The 17,021-nt window shown below is 39.5% G+C and carries 10 protein-coding genes; 9 read left to right on the forward strand and 1 reads right to left on the reverse strand.

All coding sequences use genetic code 11. The features are described 5' to 3' along the window. Positions 1-163: 163 nt before the first annotated feature. The 9 genes from ACIQXP_RS12590 (at position 164) to ACIQXP_RS12630 (ending at position 14,700) form a co-directional block, all read left to right on the forward strand. Positions 164-3,073: a TonB-dependent receptor domain-containing protein gene (locus ACIQXP_RS12590; RefSeq protein ID WP_387504011.1), complete on the forward strand. Its 2,910-nt coding sequence runs from the start codon at positions 164-166 to the stop codon at positions 3,071-3,073. Between the two features lie 363 nt (positions 3,074-3,436). Further along, the gene (locus ACIQXP_RS12595) at positions 3,437-5,899 is read left to right on the forward strand and encodes a glycoside hydrolase family 31 protein (RefSeq protein WP_090982533.1); all 2,463 of its coding nucleotides are present in this window, start codon (positions 3,437-3,439) and stop codon (positions 5,897-5,899) included. Between the two features lie 62 nt (positions 5,900-5,961). Next, positions 5,962-7,926, forward strand: a complete 1,965-nt coding sequence (gene glgB, locus ACIQXP_RS12600) for a 1,4-alpha-glucan branching protein GlgB (RefSeq protein ID WP_387504013.1) — start codon at positions 5,962-5,964, stop codon at positions 7,924-7,926. 672 nt (positions 7,927-8,598) lie between these two features. Beyond that, the gene (locus ACIQXP_RS12605) at positions 8,599-10,758 is read left to right on the forward strand and encodes an immunoglobulin domain-containing protein (RefSeq protein WP_387504015.1); all 2,160 of its coding nucleotides are present in this window, start codon (positions 8,599-8,601) and stop codon (positions 10,756-10,758) included. A 37-nt stretch (positions 10,759-10,795) separates the two neighbouring features. Then, the gene (locus tag ACIQXP_RS12610; protein WP_387504016.1) at positions 10,796-11,515 is read left to right on the forward strand and encodes a hypothetical protein; all 720 of its coding nucleotides are present in this window, start codon (positions 10,796-10,798) and stop codon (positions 11,513-11,515) included. A gap of 30 nt (positions 11,516-11,545) precedes the next feature. Beyond that, positions 11,546-12,481, forward strand: coding sequence for a T9SS type B sorting domain-containing protein (locus tag ACIQXP_RS12615; protein WP_293741834.1), 936 nt, complete (start codon positions 11,546-11,548; stop codon positions 12,479-12,481). 21 nt (positions 12,482-12,502) lie between these two features. Then, complete coding sequence (locus ACIQXP_RS12620) at positions 12,503-13,474, forward strand: PorP/SprF family type IX secretion system membrane protein (RefSeq protein WP_293741833.1); 972 nt, start codon at positions 12,503-12,505, stop codon at positions 13,472-13,474. Positions 13,475-13,689: 215 nt separating this feature from the next. Beyond that, positions 13,690-14,010 carry a hypothetical protein gene (locus tag ACIQXP_RS12625; protein WP_293741832.1) on the forward strand — a complete coding sequence of 107 codons (321 nt, stop codon included), beginning with the start codon at positions 13,690-13,692 and terminating at the stop codon, positions 14,008-14,010. An 81-nt stretch (positions 14,011-14,091) separates the two neighbouring features. Then, entirely contained in the window at positions 14,092-14,700 is a 609-nt protein-coding gene (locus ACIQXP_RS12630; RefSeq protein ID WP_293741831.1) for a Crp/Fnr family transcriptional regulator, read from the forward strand. Between the two features lie 435 nt (positions 14,701-15,135). On the opposite strand, the gene ACIQXP_RS12635 is transcribed toward ACIQXP_RS12630, so the two are convergent. Next, positions 15,136-16,359: a GAF domain-containing sensor histidine kinase gene (locus tag ACIQXP_RS12635; RefSeq protein ID WP_387504018.1), complete on the reverse strand. Its 1,224-nt coding sequence runs from the start codon at positions 16,357-16,359 to the stop codon at positions 15,136-15,138. Positions 16,360-17,021 lie beyond the last annotated feature (662 nt).

The raw sequence follows: 17,021 nt of genomic DNA on the forward strand, positions 1-17,021 counted from the left end.
GGCAAAATGACGGTTTATGTCTAATGCAAAATACAACAAACTGTATATCAATCAAAATTATAATTTGTTTTGAAAATATTATGCTTACATAATTTGTTTAATTCAAAAAAAGAAATTAAGTTTATACAACTAATAATACAAATAACCAAATTAATAATCGCGTATGAGCAGGATTTTTACACAGATTTTCTATGTGTTCTTATTTGTGTTTGCTGGTAATATGGCGGCACGGGCACAGGGTATTACGGTAAGCGGAACCGTAAAAGACAAGCAGACTAAAGAAGGATTGGCTGGAGTTAGTTTAACCATTAAGGGCCAGTCAGGCGGTACGGCATCTACAGCCAATGGAACTTTCAGTTTCAGTACAACGGCAAAATTACCTTTTACTTTAGTGGCATCTTATGTAGGTTATGGTACGGTTGAGCAGCAAATTACAGGGAGTACTTCAGGTATTAATCTCGAAATGGAAACCGCAATTGTATTAGGTGGGGATGTGGTGGTTTCTGCTTCGCGTACCCCGGAACGTATTTTAGAATCGCCGGTTTCTATCGAACGGATGAGTGCAGCCACAATCAGGGAGATCGCTGCGCCGTCGTTTTACGATGCCTTGAACAATATGAAAGGGGTAGAGAGCAGCATGCAGAGTTTAACTTTCAAGTCGATCAATACCCGCGGTTTTAATTCAAATGGTAATACGCGCTTTAACCAATATATAGATGGAATGGATAACCAGGCTCCCGGATTAAATTTCTCGGTAGGTAACATTGTAGGTATTACCGAACTTGATGTGGATAATGTGGAACTTTTGCCAGGTGCTTCATCTGCACTTTACGGAGCGGGCGGTATCAGCGGTACCTTATTAATGACTTCAAAAGATCCTTTCAAATATCCTGGTGCTAGTTTTCAATACAAAACCGGTGTTAACCATGTTAATGATAATAACAGTACGGTACAGCCTTTCAATCAATTGGATGTACGCATGGCCAAATCATGGAACAATAAATTTGGGGTAAAAGCTGCGTTTTCATTTCTTCAGGCCAAAGACTGGTTTGGAAATAACTATTCAAATTTCGACAGGATTGCCAGGACCGCTAAAGCTGGCGACCGCAACAGCGACACCAACTACGATGGGATAAATGTTTATGGAGATGAGGTAAGCCAGAATATGCGAAATGTGGCGCTAAGCGTTCAAAATGCCACCATTTCAGGAATTAATGCAGGTTCGGGTGGTTTAATCCCTAACATCAAAGCCGCTATGGACGGCGCTTTCGGGGCAACTATTCCAAATGCGGCGCAACAGGCTGGTTTTCTTGCTGGTCTGCCTGCAGCGTTACGTCCGGCAGTACAAAATTACCTGCCCTTTTATGTAGGCTTAAAGGCTAACTTAATTCCTGATCAAAATGTATCAAGAACGGGCTATAATGAAGAAAATCTTGTTGATTACGGTACTAAATCACTAAAAGCTTCCGGGGCATTATATTACAATATCAGCAATACAGTGCAGGCAGTAGCGCAAGCAAATTGGGGTACAGGAACTTCAGTTTATACCGGCTCTGATCGTTACTCGTTACGTAATTTTAATATTGGCCAGTATAAATTGGAAATAAAGGGCGAAGATTTCTTCGTTAAAGCATATACCACTCAGGAGCGATCGGGCGATTCTTATATTTCATCTATTTTAGGCAGTTATATTAATGAACTTTCAAAACCATCTACCACATGGTTTCCGCAATATATCGGCAATTATGTAGGTGCCAGGGCTGCCGGACAAAGTGATGCAGCCGCACATGCTTTAGCCAGAAATGCCGCTAACCAGGGCCGTTTTGAGCCAGGTTCGCCTCAGTTTAATCAGGCAAAAGATCAAATTATGAATACCACCATCAGTGCTTCTGATCCATCCAAAGGTATTTATGGTGCTAAATTCGACGATAAATCCAATTTATACCACTACGAAGGAATGTATAACTTTACCAATCTTTTTGATAATGTGGTAGAATTTCAGGTTGGTGCCTCTTACCGTCTTTACGATTTAAATTCGGCAGGAACCATTTTTAATGACTTAATTAATTCCATTGACATTAAAGAATATGGTGCATTTGGACAGATCGGTAAAAAGTTCTTTAACGATAAGGTTAAATTTACCTTTGCCGGCCGTTATGATAAAAGCCAGAACTTTGAAGGTCGTTTTACACCTAGAGTAACCGGAGTATTTACGGTTGCCAAAAATAACAACATCAGGGTTTCCTATCAAACCGGTTATCGTAACCCAACTACGCAAAACCAATATATAGATCTATCCGTTGGTGGTGGTTCGCAGCGTTTAATTGGTGGTTTGCCAGAAATTATCTTCGACAAATACCACTTAGATACCAACAAACCCTATACTGATGTGAGCTACCGTGCATTTCTGGCATCGGCTGCGGCTACAGGCACGCCAAATCCGGCGCTTTTGCAACAATATAATTTTGACGCCAAAGGTGTACGTCCTGAAAGTGTACAATCTTATGAGTTAGGCTATAAAGGTTTGATCCTGCCTAATTTATTGATTGATGCTTATGGTTATTACAATATTTATAAAGATTTTATCACAGCTGTCGACGTTTATCAGAATGTAAACGGAAGTTTTGTGAAATTCGGTGTTCCAGTTAATGCCGAAGGAGAAGTGACTTCTTACGGCGCTGCTTTGGGTCTTGATTACCTGGTAGGCAAATGGAACATGAGCGGTAACGTTTCTTACAACCAGATTGGGGATTTGCCGGTTAACTATATTAACGATTTCAATACGCCGAAAATCCGTTATAATTTGGGCCTCGGTAATAAAGAGATCATTAAAAATTTTGGTTTCAATGTTGCTTACCGGTGGCAAGATCAATTCTATTGGAATTCATCTTTTGCTTCTGGTCAGGTACCTGCATACAGCTCTCTGGATGCCCAGGTCAGCTTAAGGATTCCTTCGGTGCAATCAGTTGTTAAATTGGGCGGTTCTAACGTGTTGAATAAATATTATATCACTTCTTATGGTAACCCTATGGCAGGTGCAATCTACTATGTTGGATTGACTTTTAATCCGTAATTACTTATTGATTTTTAAGCCCGCTGTATACCAACTCAGCGGGCTTTTTTGTTTAAAATGAATTTGAGTTTATCAGGTCGCTCTCATACGTTCAAAATGATATGTAACCGGATATAATTTTGCTTTTTATCTAATTTTTATATCCGATCGCATATAGTTTCAAAAATGATTGATAAGTTGGTTTAAAATCAATTTCTCACCTTTAACACCGATTTGACACAACCTTCTTAGTGTAAATAATACACTTTACTAAACAGGCCTTGAAAAAAAGCTTGATCCCTTTTAATAAAATATTTGTATTATAGTACTTTCTTAAACGAATCCCGGTTTAGGGACTGTTTGTTAGATTATAGATACAATAGGATGGAAGCGCAAAACGATAAAAGCAACGAAACAAATGATTTGATTGATAAGGAGCAGGAAATACAGCACCTGAACAATCCGGTAGATATATCTGTAAAGCCAATTGTTAAACAATATCTTGGTGAAGTAAAAAAAGTTAAGAAAGAAGGTAATCGTTTTTATTTCTCAGACGGTGACGCGAGGGTAGAAATACGTGTGGTAAGTGATGAGATTATTAGGGTTCGCCTGGCGCCCCATGGTGTCTTTTTAGATGATTTTTCTTATGCGGTACCCGAAGTAGATCAAAAGGTTTCGGTATTTAAAATGCAGGAACATGATGATCATTACACGATTTCTACTCATTCTGTGACCTGCAAAATAGAAAAAGCCAATTTTCATATTTCTTTTCATGATAATATTACCAATGTGATGATGGTTGATGAAGCCAACTCGATGCATTGGGAAGAAAATGTAGATTTTGGTGGTTATTATATCTATGCAACAAAAAAATGTCATCCGGAGGAAAATTTCTTCGGTTTGGGTGATAAATCGGGTAATTTCAACCTTCGTGGCCGTCGTTTCGAAAACTGGAATACCGATGCTTATTCTTATGGCTGGAACCAGGATCCGCTGTACCGTACCATACCATTCTATATTGGTTTGCATAACCAGGCTGCATACGGTATCTTCTTCGATAATACTTTTAAATCATATTTCGATTTCGGATCTGAAGATGTAAATAAAACCAGTTTCTGGGCCGATGGTGGTGAATTGCAGTATTACTATATTCACGGACCACATATCATGGATGTAGTTAAACGTTATGCTACCTTGACAGGTACGCATCCAATGCCACCAAAATGGACTTTAGGCTATCAGCAATGCCGCTGGAGCTACTATCCTGAAACAAAAGTTAAAGAAATTGCCAGGCAGTTTCGGGAACGTAAAATTCCTTGCGACGCCATTTACCTGGATATCGATTATATGGATGGCTACCGCTGTTTCACCTGGAATAAAAAGTACTTTCCGGATCCGCAGAGGATGATTAAGGAACTTTCTGATGATGGTTTCAAAACCGTGGTGATGATTGATCCGGGGATCAAAGTTGATGATGATTACTGGGTGTTCAAAGAAGGTAAAGAAAAAAGGTTTTTCTGCCGCCGCAGCGATGATTATTATATGGAAGGGCATGTTTGGCCCGGCCGTTGCCAGTTTCCTGATTTTACCAACCCAAAGGTGCGTACCTGGTGGGGCAATTTATACAAAGAACTGGTAGATATGGGCGTTGCAGGTTTCTGGAACGACATGAATGAGCCTGCGGTATTTGGCTCGGGTACCTTCCCGAACGATGTACGCCACAATTACGATGGCTATCGCGGCTCTCATCGCAAAGCACACAATGTTTATGGTATGCAGATGGTCCGTTCTACTTACGAAGGGCTTAAAAAACTCATGCGTAATAAACGCCCCTTTACCATTACAAGAGCTGGCTATTCGGGCATGCAGCGTTATGCAAGTGTGTGGACTGGCGATAATATTGCCACCTGGGAACACCTAAAGATCGGAAACATCCAATGTCAGCGTTTATCGGTGTCGGGTGTGCCTTTCTGCGGAACGGACATCGGTGGATTTAGCGGTGAGCCTGATGGCGAGTTGTTTACCCGATGGATTCAGCTGGGTACTTTCTCACCGTTTATGCGTGCGCACTCTGCTGGTGATACTGCCGAGCGGGAGCCCTGGAGCTTTGGTGAGTTTTTTGAAAACATTAACCGCAAGTTTATTGAGTTAAGGTACCGTTTAATGCCTTATTTATATTCAGTATTCTGGGAGCACCACCGTTATGGCTTTCCGATTTTAAGGCCATTGGTTATGCTTGAGCAGGAAAACATCAGCAACAGCTTCCGTCAGGATGAGTTTTGCTATGGCGATAAACTTTTGATTTGTCCGGTACTGGAGCAGGGAGCCATCTCGCGTAAAGTTTACCTGCCTAAAGGCACCTGGTATAATTTCTGGACCAATGAGACTTTAGAAGGTGGTAACGAATATACCGTTGATGCCAAGATAGACAGCATGCCAATGTTTGTGCGTGCAGGTTCTGCTTTACCAGAATATCCGGTAATGCAATATGTAGATGAAAAATCGATTACAGAAGTAATTTTGAATATCTATCATAGTGATTATGAAGTGAATTCATACATGTACGAGGACCATGGAGACACCTTTGCATATGAACAGGATATTTACCTCGAAAAGAAGTTTACCGTAAAAGGCGATACACAAGCCATAAAGATAAATCAACGTATTGAAGGCTTATATACGCCGAATTATGAGTTTTATGTATGTAATGTTATTGGTGTAAAATTCCAGGTGAGAAAAATTATTATCGATAATAAAGAAGTCACTGATTTTTATACGGATGACAAGCAAGTACTGCATTTCAAATGCAATAAAAATTTCTCTGAGATACAGATTTTAAGTCTGTAAATCTTTTAGCCCCAAATGTTGTTTAGCATTTGGGGCTAAATTTATCTAGCCAAAAAACAGCTATGCCATCAGCAAAAAAAGTTACTGCAAAAAAAGCAGTTTTAGCCAAAACCGATCACACAAAAGCGGTTTGGGTACATAGTTTATTTACCGATTACGATATTGATCTTTTTCTGGTTGGAAAGCATTTCAGGCTTTATGAGAAAATGGGTTCTCACCTCATTTCGGTTAATGGTACAGCAGGGGTTTATTTTTCTGTATGGGCGCCAAATGCTACTGCTGTAAGCGTTGTGGGTAACTTTAACAGTTGGACCAATACCTCACATGGCCTGAACAGAAGGTGGGATAAGTCAGGTATTTGGGAAGGTTTTATCCCAGGTATAGCAAAAGGTGAAGTTTATAAATATTTTGTAAAAGGCTTTGATGAATCTGAATATTTAAAAGGCGATCCTTATGCACGCAGGTGGGAACATCCGCCGCAAACCGCTTCCATTGTTTGGGACACCGATTATACATGGAAAGACAAGAGCTGGTTAAATAAGAGGGCAAAGCTGAATGCTTTAGACCAAGCGATATCAGTATATGAAATACATTTAGGCTCATGGGAGCGCGATCCGGATAATCCGGAACGTGTTTTAACCTGCAGGGAAGTGGCCGGCAGGCTAGTGCCTTATGTAAAGGAGATGGGTTTTACGCATGTAGAATTAATGCCTGTAATGGAGTTTCCGTTTTTCCCAAGCTGGGGATACCAGATAACCGGGTATTTTGGGGCAAGCTCACGCTACGGCTCTCCACAGGATTTAATGTACCTTATCGATGCCTTGCATAAAGCCAATATTGCGGTAATATTGGATTGGGTACCTTCTCATTTTCCTGGTGATAGACATGGTTTATATGAGTTTGATGGCACCCATCTTTATGAACATGCTGATATGCGCAAGGGATTCCATCCGGACTGGAAATCATACATTTTTAATTACGACAGGAATGAGGTTAGATCTTTTCTGATTAGTAATGCCATATTCTGGCTGGATCAGTATCATGCCGACGGATTAAGGGTGGATGCGGTGGCTTCGATGTTGTATTTTACTTTTTCCCGGGAGGAAGGAGAATCTGCAACCAATGAATATGGTGGAAGTGAAAACCTGGGAGCAATACAGTTTTTGCAAGATCTGAACATTGCCGTTTATGGAAATTTTGATGGCGTGCAAACTATTGCAGAAGAAAGCAGTACTTACCCTGGTGTTACGCATCCGGTACATGCTGGTGGATTGGGTTTTGGTATGAAATGGATGATGGGATGGATGAACGATACTTTGAAGTATTTCAAGGTAGATACATTAAATAGAAAACACCATCATAATCAGTTGAGTTTTAGCATGACTTACGCATTTACCGAAAACTTTATGCTTCCGTTTTCACACGATGAAGTGGTGCATGGTAAGTCGCCGATGCTTTATAAAATGCCTGGTGATGATTGGCAGAAGTTCGCCAACTTAAGGGCACTTTATGGTTATATGTTTACACATCCCGGAGCAAAACTATTATTTATGGGTAATGAGTTTGCTCAAACCAAAGAGTGGAATTTTACACAATCACTGGATTGGCATTTATTACAGTATGCTCCCCATAAAGGCATGCAGGAAACAGTCAAAGCCTTAAATTTTTTATACCGCAAAGAGCCTGCATTATATCATTTCAACTTTAGTTATGAAGGTTTTCAATGGATTGATGCCGATAATGCAAACGAATCTGTATTTGTGTATATGCGCAAAGGACCGAAAGCTAAAGATACTTTGATTATTGCAATAAATTTAACCCCGGTGGTTCGGGAAAATTATCGGATTGGCGTGCCGTTTAAAACGAAATGGAAAGAGATTTTTAATACTGATGATATTGGCTTTTATGGTGGCGGTATCAATAACAGGGGAGATATTGTTCCCGATCTGAAAGACTATAATGGGCAAAAACATTCAATTGTTGTCGATTTACCACCCTTAGCGGTAGTGATTTTTAAAAGCAAATAGAGTATTACCTGCTTTATCCCTTCCAAACCTTGTAATTCGGTTTGGAAGGATAATCAATTACTCTAAATAAGAAAAGCTTCCCATTGCTGGAAAGCTTTCTTAAACTCCGGACTGGAAGCTTCCAGAGTGGGTGCAAAGATACAATAAACACCGTCTCTTGCAATATTATTTTTTAAATACCAAGAAGCTAAAATATTGCTATCATAATCTCCTCTATATAGATTACAATGTCTAATTTTTTCTTATTCTGGTACCCTATTAATCGGTTTGATACCAGGCGCTATAAAGCACTCATCAAAGCCACTTCGCCCACCAGATTTGCCTGCTGTGGTAAATGCAGCGTTAAGTGCTATAAAGTAACCCGATACGGATAATTCTGATATAAGCTGATCAATCGGATGGCATGATACCAAAGCGTTTGATATGGAGACCAAATTTCTTTTGCTGAAAGCAAATACAGCGTTACTTTAAGGTTCCTGTTTTTCGATGATGGTATCTGGTTGCGCTCTTACTTTTTGATAAATGATTTAATGAATAAAGTGAACGGATAATGTAGCGTTTGTCAGTAGTATGTTTGTACTGGCAAACAGACAAATTTATTTTTCACATTATTTTAAACTCACATTGAAAAGGCGCTCTTGTCAATTTTTCTTGTTATTTCTGTTATTTTTTATGCCTGCGTATTTATATGCACAGTGTGAAAATACAGGGCGTACATACGCAAACTTTCAGGGGGCCTACCTTGATGGATTGAGTGTTTTAGGTGGAAGTTTATATGGTAACATCGCCAACGCTTCAAATGCTGTAAATGGGCAAGTTAAAGATGCGTCAACCTTATCAGTTCCAATTGGAGTGCTTGGGCTTACAGGTTCTGCCACACAATTTCTGGAATTTACCAATGATGGTACCAATGCTGGTAAACGCACAATTGCTGCAAATACGACAGTAACAGTTAAACTAGCGCTACCCAAAGAACTTCTTGGGCTCCTGAGCAATTTTGAAATTGGAAGTTTTACGGATCTACATCCTGTTTCAGCAAGTAAGCCTTTGGTAGGTTATGGATATGATTCTGGATATGATGCAACAAAGAATCCGATTTATACAGCTGCAAATATTGCCGGGTTGATTGGCGGGGCAGGAGAGATGGAAATTACTGTTACCCCTACACAAGCTTTCAACGGGATATATATTAAAATTGTGGGTGCGGTAGTTTCTACAGCTTTATCAATAAAAATTTTCCATGCGTATATTTTGGAACTCAATACAAGTTCAGTCAATTGTGATGAGGCAATTGATGTATTATCGGGAGTGAAACCAACTTCTTTAGGTGGTATTGCAAATCTAACAGGAAGTGTTACTAACCCTTTCAATGCCATTGATGCTGATCTAAATAGCTTTGCACTAATCGATGTGGGTACTTCCGTACTCAATCAGGTATATCTGACAGCTGTATTCAATAAACCCTCACAACCAGCAGATTCGGTTAGTATTATACTTGAAAATCCTGGTGGTGGACTGTTGGATCTCAGTCTTTTAACAGGTTTTACCATACAGCCTTATCTGAGTGGAGTTAAAGCCGGGTCAGCATTTGCAAACACAAGTACGTTTTTAGACCTCAAATTACTTCCTGGATCAACCAGTAAATATAGCTTAAAGTTTGCGGTAGCTAATGTTTACGATCGCCTTGAGATTTCGATGGGCGGACTTACTGGCGCTTTCAGCCGTTTAAGGATATATGATATTAAACGTAAGCTGGTAAAACCGCGCACATTGGCCGATCCTTCATCTACAGACGAAAAAATGGTTTGTCAGGGGCAAACGGCAACATTTGCTATTCAGAATGCACAAACCTGCACCGAATACAAATGGTATGATGCTGAAACAGGGGGTAATTTGATACATACCGGCCTAACTTTCGCTCCGCCAAATACGCTTACACCAGGCGATTATAACTATTATGTTCAGGCAAACAGAACCTATTGCGTTACCGCCTTTTCTGAACGTTTAAGGGTAAAATTCAAGGTGAATGCGTTGCCTGTGGTCACTGTACCAGGCACGGTAATCTGTAGTGGTTCTTCTGCTACACTTTCAGTTACGGCACCTGACGCGGGTTACACTTATAAATGGTATTCTTCGTCCTCTGGCGTTACGCCATTTTATACGGGTACTACATACACTACACCCCTTTTAACTGCAAGTACTATTTATTATGTAGAAGCGGTTAATACAGCAACAGGATGTAAAAATGCCGGTGGCGCTCAAGCTGTAGAAGTTAAAGTAAAACAATATGCCCCTGTCCCCGCAATAAGTGGTGCAACTGTTATGTGCGCGGGAACAAGTACAACATTTACCAATGTTTATCCAAATGGAGTTTGGAGTACAAGTGATGCTGGAACTGCAACGATAGATGCCACCGGTAAGGTTACTGCAATAGCTTCTGGTAATGCCGTAATTAGCTATATCGTTGCTGAAGATGCGACTTATTGTGCCAAAAAAGTAGATTTTCCATTAGCTGTAAATCCCCAGCCCAATTTAACCTTGGGGCCGGACATAAGTATTTGCGAAGGGGCAACGTCAGCCAAAATCACTTACTCTAATGCCGTTTTTAACCCCCTAAATTATAGTATTTCCTGGACTGGCAATTTGTTGCCTGCCGTCTTAAATCAGGCTTTACCTGCAAATGAGATTACCATCACCATACCATCAACCACTTCTGTTGCGGTTTACCAGGGAGTTTTAACCATTAAAAATGCAGATGGATGTGAACGCGCTATCCCATTTAGTTTGAGGGTTAAGCTGATTCCTCATAAACCAACCGTTTCCATTAACTAAAAAGAAAATAAATTATTCACTCAAACCACTTAAAATCATGACAAAAAAAACTAAAAAACGTAATCTGAAAATCTTTGTATTTTTAATTAGCCTGCTGCCATTAAGTGCTCTGGCGCAAACGCCAGGTGTATATCTCTGCGGAACAAATACTGTAAAGTTGAGTCCCACTTTTTCTGGGTACACGCCCGCTAACGGCGATAAAATTGTATGGACGGTTGACGGAACCGCGGAGGCTCCGGTAGTTTACAACGGTTCAAATGCTTTCTATCAGATTGCTGCCGGCCTGGCTGTAGGAAGCCATACCTATTCGGTTCAGGTTATACCGGCTGATGCAAATCTTTGTCCCAGCGATGTTTCTGATAATACAGTTGTAGAAAAATTGCCTGCCCCAGTTATTGCTGTTACAGCCCCGGGTAGTACTTATTGTACCGATCAAACAGCGGCTACTGTAATTACAGCAAGTAAGGATGCTTCTATAACATTACCGGCAGGGGTAACCATGACTTATGCCTGGTCTGCAACATTGGGTGGTACTGCTGTAACCGACATTACAACTTTGGGCACCGCATCTACTTCCGGAGATACTTTTACGCTTAAAGCTGGCGTGGCTCCGGGTGATTATGTGTTTGCCGCTGTTGGAAGTTATGCTACCGGTGGTGTTCAGATCGTAAACGCAGCAAGTTGTACGGCAACTGCAAATAAAGCAATAACAGTTACGGCTAAACCAGGTAAGGCAACAATCTCTGTAGTACCATAGCTATTGCTTTGAGCTGGTTTAATTATTAAGATGTTTAACAGATTTAGAATAATTGCGTTTGGTGTGCTACTGCTTTATGCAGCAGCATGCTTTGCGCAATCACCTAATCCAAACACGTGGCCTCTTAAACCAGGTGCTACCGTTAAGCTCAGGGCCAACGGTGCAAGTGCTACCTCTTATCAATGGTTTAGAAATGGAGCGCCTATTTTAGGTGCTACCTTGCAAGATTATGTGGTAAATGCTGCAGGAAAATATACTGTTATTACTTTTAATTTAGGCGGATGTAGTTCGGATCCCTCTGAAGCAATAGAAGTGATTATGGATGCACAGGTTTTAGCCGATGTTTCCATTGTTAAAAGATCTGAAAGCAGAAAGGTGATGACCACTGAAGTGTTTAAATACAACTTATTGGTTCGCAATAATGGGACGGGTACGGCAACTAATCTGCAGGTAAAAGACGAACTCCCAGAAAATCTGATTTATGTCGGTGTTGATCCTGCTGTTGTGGGGACCATAAATTATAATGAGCGGACCAAAACGGTATCATGGTCTATACCATCTCTTGCCAATGGCAGTTTTGTCGAGCTGATCATCAATGTAAGGTCAGTAAAGCCTGGGAACGTGAGTAATCGCGCCACGATTACAATCAATGAAAACGATCCTGATCCGTCAAACAACAGCTCTATAGATAATAAAGAAATTATCGGACTTAAAATCCCGAATGTATTTACACCAAATGGTGATGGAAAGAATGAAACCTTTTTTATTGAGGGTCTGGATCTATATAGCGAAAATCAGCTTACTGTTATTAACCGCTGGGGGAGTACTGTGTATGAAAAGAAAGGCTATCTAAACGATTGGACCGCAGATGGTTTGACAGATGGAACTTATTTTTATGTGATTAGGGTGAAAACTGCAAATACGCAATGGCAGGAATTTAAAGGTTATGTAACGGTAATGAGATAACTGAATGTGGAAAGAGAGAATATGAAAAAGATATTTTTAACAATATTGTTTAATTTACTTTATCTCTGTCTGTTCGCGCAGCAGAATGCCCAGTTTGGACAATACATGTTCAACGGTCTTTACATCAATCCAGCTTATGCAGGCTATAAAGAAGAACTTTATATGCAGGCCTTTGTCCGGGCGCAATGGGCAGGTATTCAGGGGGCTCCACAAACGCTTTCTTTATCGGTAGATGGAGCAGTTAAAGAAAAAAATGTAGGTTTGGGCTTACTGATGTCCAAAGATAAAATTGGCGCACAGAATTCGCTGAATTTATCAGGCAATTTTGCTTACCGGATTAAATTGGACCGAACTGCAACCAGTGTACTCGCATTTGGTTTTGGCCTCGGGGTGGTACAGATGGGGTTGAACGGCAGTTTATTGAATCCTACAGAAACCGGCGATAACCGGATTCCAACCGGATATGAAAGCAGAACTGTACCAGATATCAGGGCAGGGGTGCATTATTCTAACCAGAAATTATTTGTGGGGTTTTCTGCCAATAACCTGCTTACGCAGTATCTTCCAGTTTTTAGGAATAATAATCTCCTTAGTATTGCTGCAAAGCCACATTTTTATTTAACGGCCGGCATGGTATTTCCCATGAATAACGACTTTACGTTCAAACCCACTTTTTTAATAAAAGACGATTTAAACGGGCCAACCTCATTAGATCTGAACGCTTTTTTATTGATCAGGGAAAAGTTTTGGTTAGGTGCTGCGTATCGAACCTCTGTAAAACTTTATCCTAAACCAGCATTGCCTAATGATTTACGTGCAAGAAGTGCCGTTGGACTGATTACGGAATTCTTTGTCCGGAACAATCTCAGGATTGGTTACGGTTACGATTATAGTTTAAACAAGCTGGGTAACTATGATTATGGCTCTCACGAGATATCTATTGGTTATTACTTGCAAACAGCAAAAAGCAGAAAGCCAAAGTGTTATTTTTGATGCCCTGGTTTTTACAATATCAGTGTTTATAGTCGTTTACATCGCTGAGCATATAGGACAAGCCGCTGTTTATTCTGAAGAAATATCAGGGAGTCAATCTTCATGACTTTATTTTCGGAAGCCGTATGCTTCTTACTCCATTCGGTTGTTTGATTTTGTTCCCTTGTATAAACAAACAGGATGTCGATGTGTTATTATCCCATATCAAATTACTCATGCAACCGTTATATAAAAGAAATACGCATCAAGAAGTAAATGTTGGCTGTAACGCTGATTTATCGGATGATCAATTCTTTTTTACAACACTACAGCCCTATGACGGTGCTGCATTCAAAGCGCTCTATCAGAAATATTCTGCAGCTATTTATGGGAATATTATCAGGCATGTAGATAATGAAGAAAAAGCTAAACTAATTTTACAACAAACATTTTGTGAAGTTTGGGAAGCTTTTCCCCAATTTGATCAAACCAAATTCAGAATTTTTACCTGGATAAATCAATTTGCCCTTCAAGCCATCAAGAAGTTTACGCTTTAAAAAGCGGTTTATAATCTGTAACATTTTTATATTCCATTCGAAATTGCTATAATTAAGGGTCTAAAGTCTAACCCAATTTGTATGCTCGAATCTCAAAAGGTGTTTTTGGTAAACGCTGTGTTAAACTATTTCAGCCAGTTGTCTCCGATATCATCAGAATTTATCCAGGAAATAGAAAATAATGTGGAGCCTCTTTTTATTAAGAAGAATAAACACATTCTATCGCCTATTGATAATAATAATTGCGTTTTTTTTGTAGTATCAGGCTTGGTGAGAGGTTTTATTAGAGAAGGCAATAAAGAAATTACCACCTGGATTAGCGCAGGCAATGAATTTGTTGGTGCCATTCAGCATCCGGGTGCTCCTCCCAAACCTTCTATTGAATATATACAGGCGTTGGCGAAATCAGAATTAGTTGCAATTCCATATTTATTAATTGATGAGCTTTATACAAATTATCCGGAAACAAACATCATATGGCGAAAAATACTCCAATTCCAGTACCATGCAGCTTCAGAACGATCAATGCTGGCACGTATCCCGTCTGCCGAAAGGCGTTACGAGAAATTTATGGAGCTAAATTCTGTTGATGCAACCAGGGTTCCTTTGCGCTGTATGGCTACTTACTTAGGTATGCGCCTCGAAACATTGAGCAGAATACGGAGTAAAATGGTTAGGCAGGTAGTATAATAAATCTAGTTGCAGAAAAATACAACGCAGATGGCATTAGCATTAATTTTTAAAAATAATTGATCAAAAATACATTTCTTCATCAAATCTTAATCTTTCTACCGTAATATTGTAGGCATAAGGGGTGAGAGCCTTATACAACTTCATAAGTTGAGAGCGTTAATTTAGATAAGGATGTAGCCAACTGGTTACATCCTTTTTTCTTGGCTAGGGTATCTGGGGCGTATACGTTATTTCAATCACTTATTTTCCGGTAATAATATTTGTCATTTATATTGTGAGGTCCCTTAAGTTGAAGGCTTTCGGGCGGAAAACCGAATCCGTTGATGTAGTGGCCAATTGATCAGTATTGATGGCTACTTCCGTATCCTGCGAAGCGAATCTGGATCGAACTCACTGAGTAAAAGGTGAAATAAAATGGAAAGGAATTTTATGCTAATTCGTAATGGGTGAGCTTTCTTGTTTTGGCAGGGAAATAAAAAAGGAACTGCCTAAATTTTTACCGGCGCTGCTTGCCCATACTTTACCCCCATGCAGTTGTACCAGTGTTTTAACGATATACAGCCCAATGCCATTAGAGCGTTCTTTTGCAGTCGGTACCGATGAGAGCTTGGCAAATTTCGTAAATAACTTGGTAATGTCTTCCCTGGTCAGGCCTAAACCGTTGTCTTTAAATTCGAATATAATGCTATTGGCTTCCTCGCTGCAGATAATCTCTATGGTTGCCCCTTCATGTGAATATTTAATTGCATTACTCAATAGGTTGTTTAGAACGTCATTTATACGTTCCTGATCTACCTGGATATAGCCATCAGTTTGGCAGCTGATTTTAAGCGTTTGCTGTTTTTCTTTTAATGTAGAATCAAAAGTTGCAGCCGCTGCGTTGATCAGGTCGATTACTTCAACCGTTTCGAATCTGAGATCTATGGAAGCATTTTCATTTTTAGCTTCATTCAGCAGGTTGTTCATCGTTTGCTCGATGTTCCGGCCGGTTTGCTCAATTTTTTTACCTAGTGAAACAAGTTTTTCCTGAGAGAGCAAGCCTTTATCTAAAAGTTGTCCATAAGCAATCAGCGATGTGGCCGGGTTTTTCATGTCGTGCGCCAGTCGGTGCAAACGGTCATCGTAAGCGCGTACCGAAATGCGGTTAATTAGTCGCGATTCCAATTTTTCCAGGGTGATCCTGGCCAGCCATTTCAGTATCAACAGTTGGTCTTGTTCAATGTCATGCCTTGGCTTTTCGTCTATTACGCTTACGGTTCCAATTATAAAGCCTTCCATGGTGATTATTGGTGCGGCAGCATAAAATCTGATTCCATTGTCCATTTTAACGTAAGCATTATTGCTGATTTCAGGATAGGAATGGGTGTCCTCAATTAGGGTAATCTCCGTCGCTTGTGAAGCTACTTCGCATAAGCTATCTTCTTTTTCAAGAACCGAGACCGGTATCGGGCTGGTATTTGCCTTAAAATATACTTTTGCTTCATCAATAAATGAAATAAATGATCCTGATGCTTTAAAAGTAGTCTTCGCTATTTCTGCAATCAGATCAAAGAGAAGTTCTGGAGGCGAATCTATAATGTCATACCTTCTAAGTTTGTTTAGACGCTGTAATTCATATTCTGTTGTGTTATCTGAGGGTTTGCTAAACTTACTCATGAATAGAGGTTGTTTTAAAATTGCTAGATGGTCAAGGTTTCTAACAAATATAAACCAAAGAAGTTTTATTCTGTAATTTAGCTTAGCCAGATCAGGAATGTTTTAAATGGTTAATTTTAATCGTAAATATTCAGGTTGAGGTGAAAGGGGAGAAAGCATTTTATTTATTTTGAAGCAATTGTAATGTTGGGTCGTCCCTTAATGATTTGGCTTGAGGAGGAGTAATTAAGCAGGTAATAAATCAAAACTCCGTATAAAAGAAAAGAGATACTCCATCCAGACGTATCTCTTTTTTCTAACCAAATATAAACCTGTTATGAGCCAGGCTTTGTCTTTAACTTTCTTTCTAAACCTTGGTTTATCCGGAAAGTGATTTTATCTATTTCTATTAATAACAAACATCGTTCCGTTTATTATGATACAAATATAGTAAAAAAAATGATAGTGTAAAAAATACACTAAGAAAATTTTAAGTATTTTTTTTGTCATTTTTTATTTCCTGTTCTTTTTTCAGAAGATTTCCGGAATTAAAATCATGATACAGCAAAGATAATGTAAAAATGTGTTAATAAATTGTTAAATATGCTTGAATTGGATGTTTTGTTTTTGAATTTAAAGTATTTTTTTGCTTTAAAACAGATATGAAACATATTTTTGATATA

It is taken from the genome of Pedobacter suwonensis, from assembly GCF_044762335.1.
Taxonomy (GTDB): Bacteria; Bacteroidota; Bacteroidia; order Sphingobacteriales; family Sphingobacteriaceae; genus Pedobacter.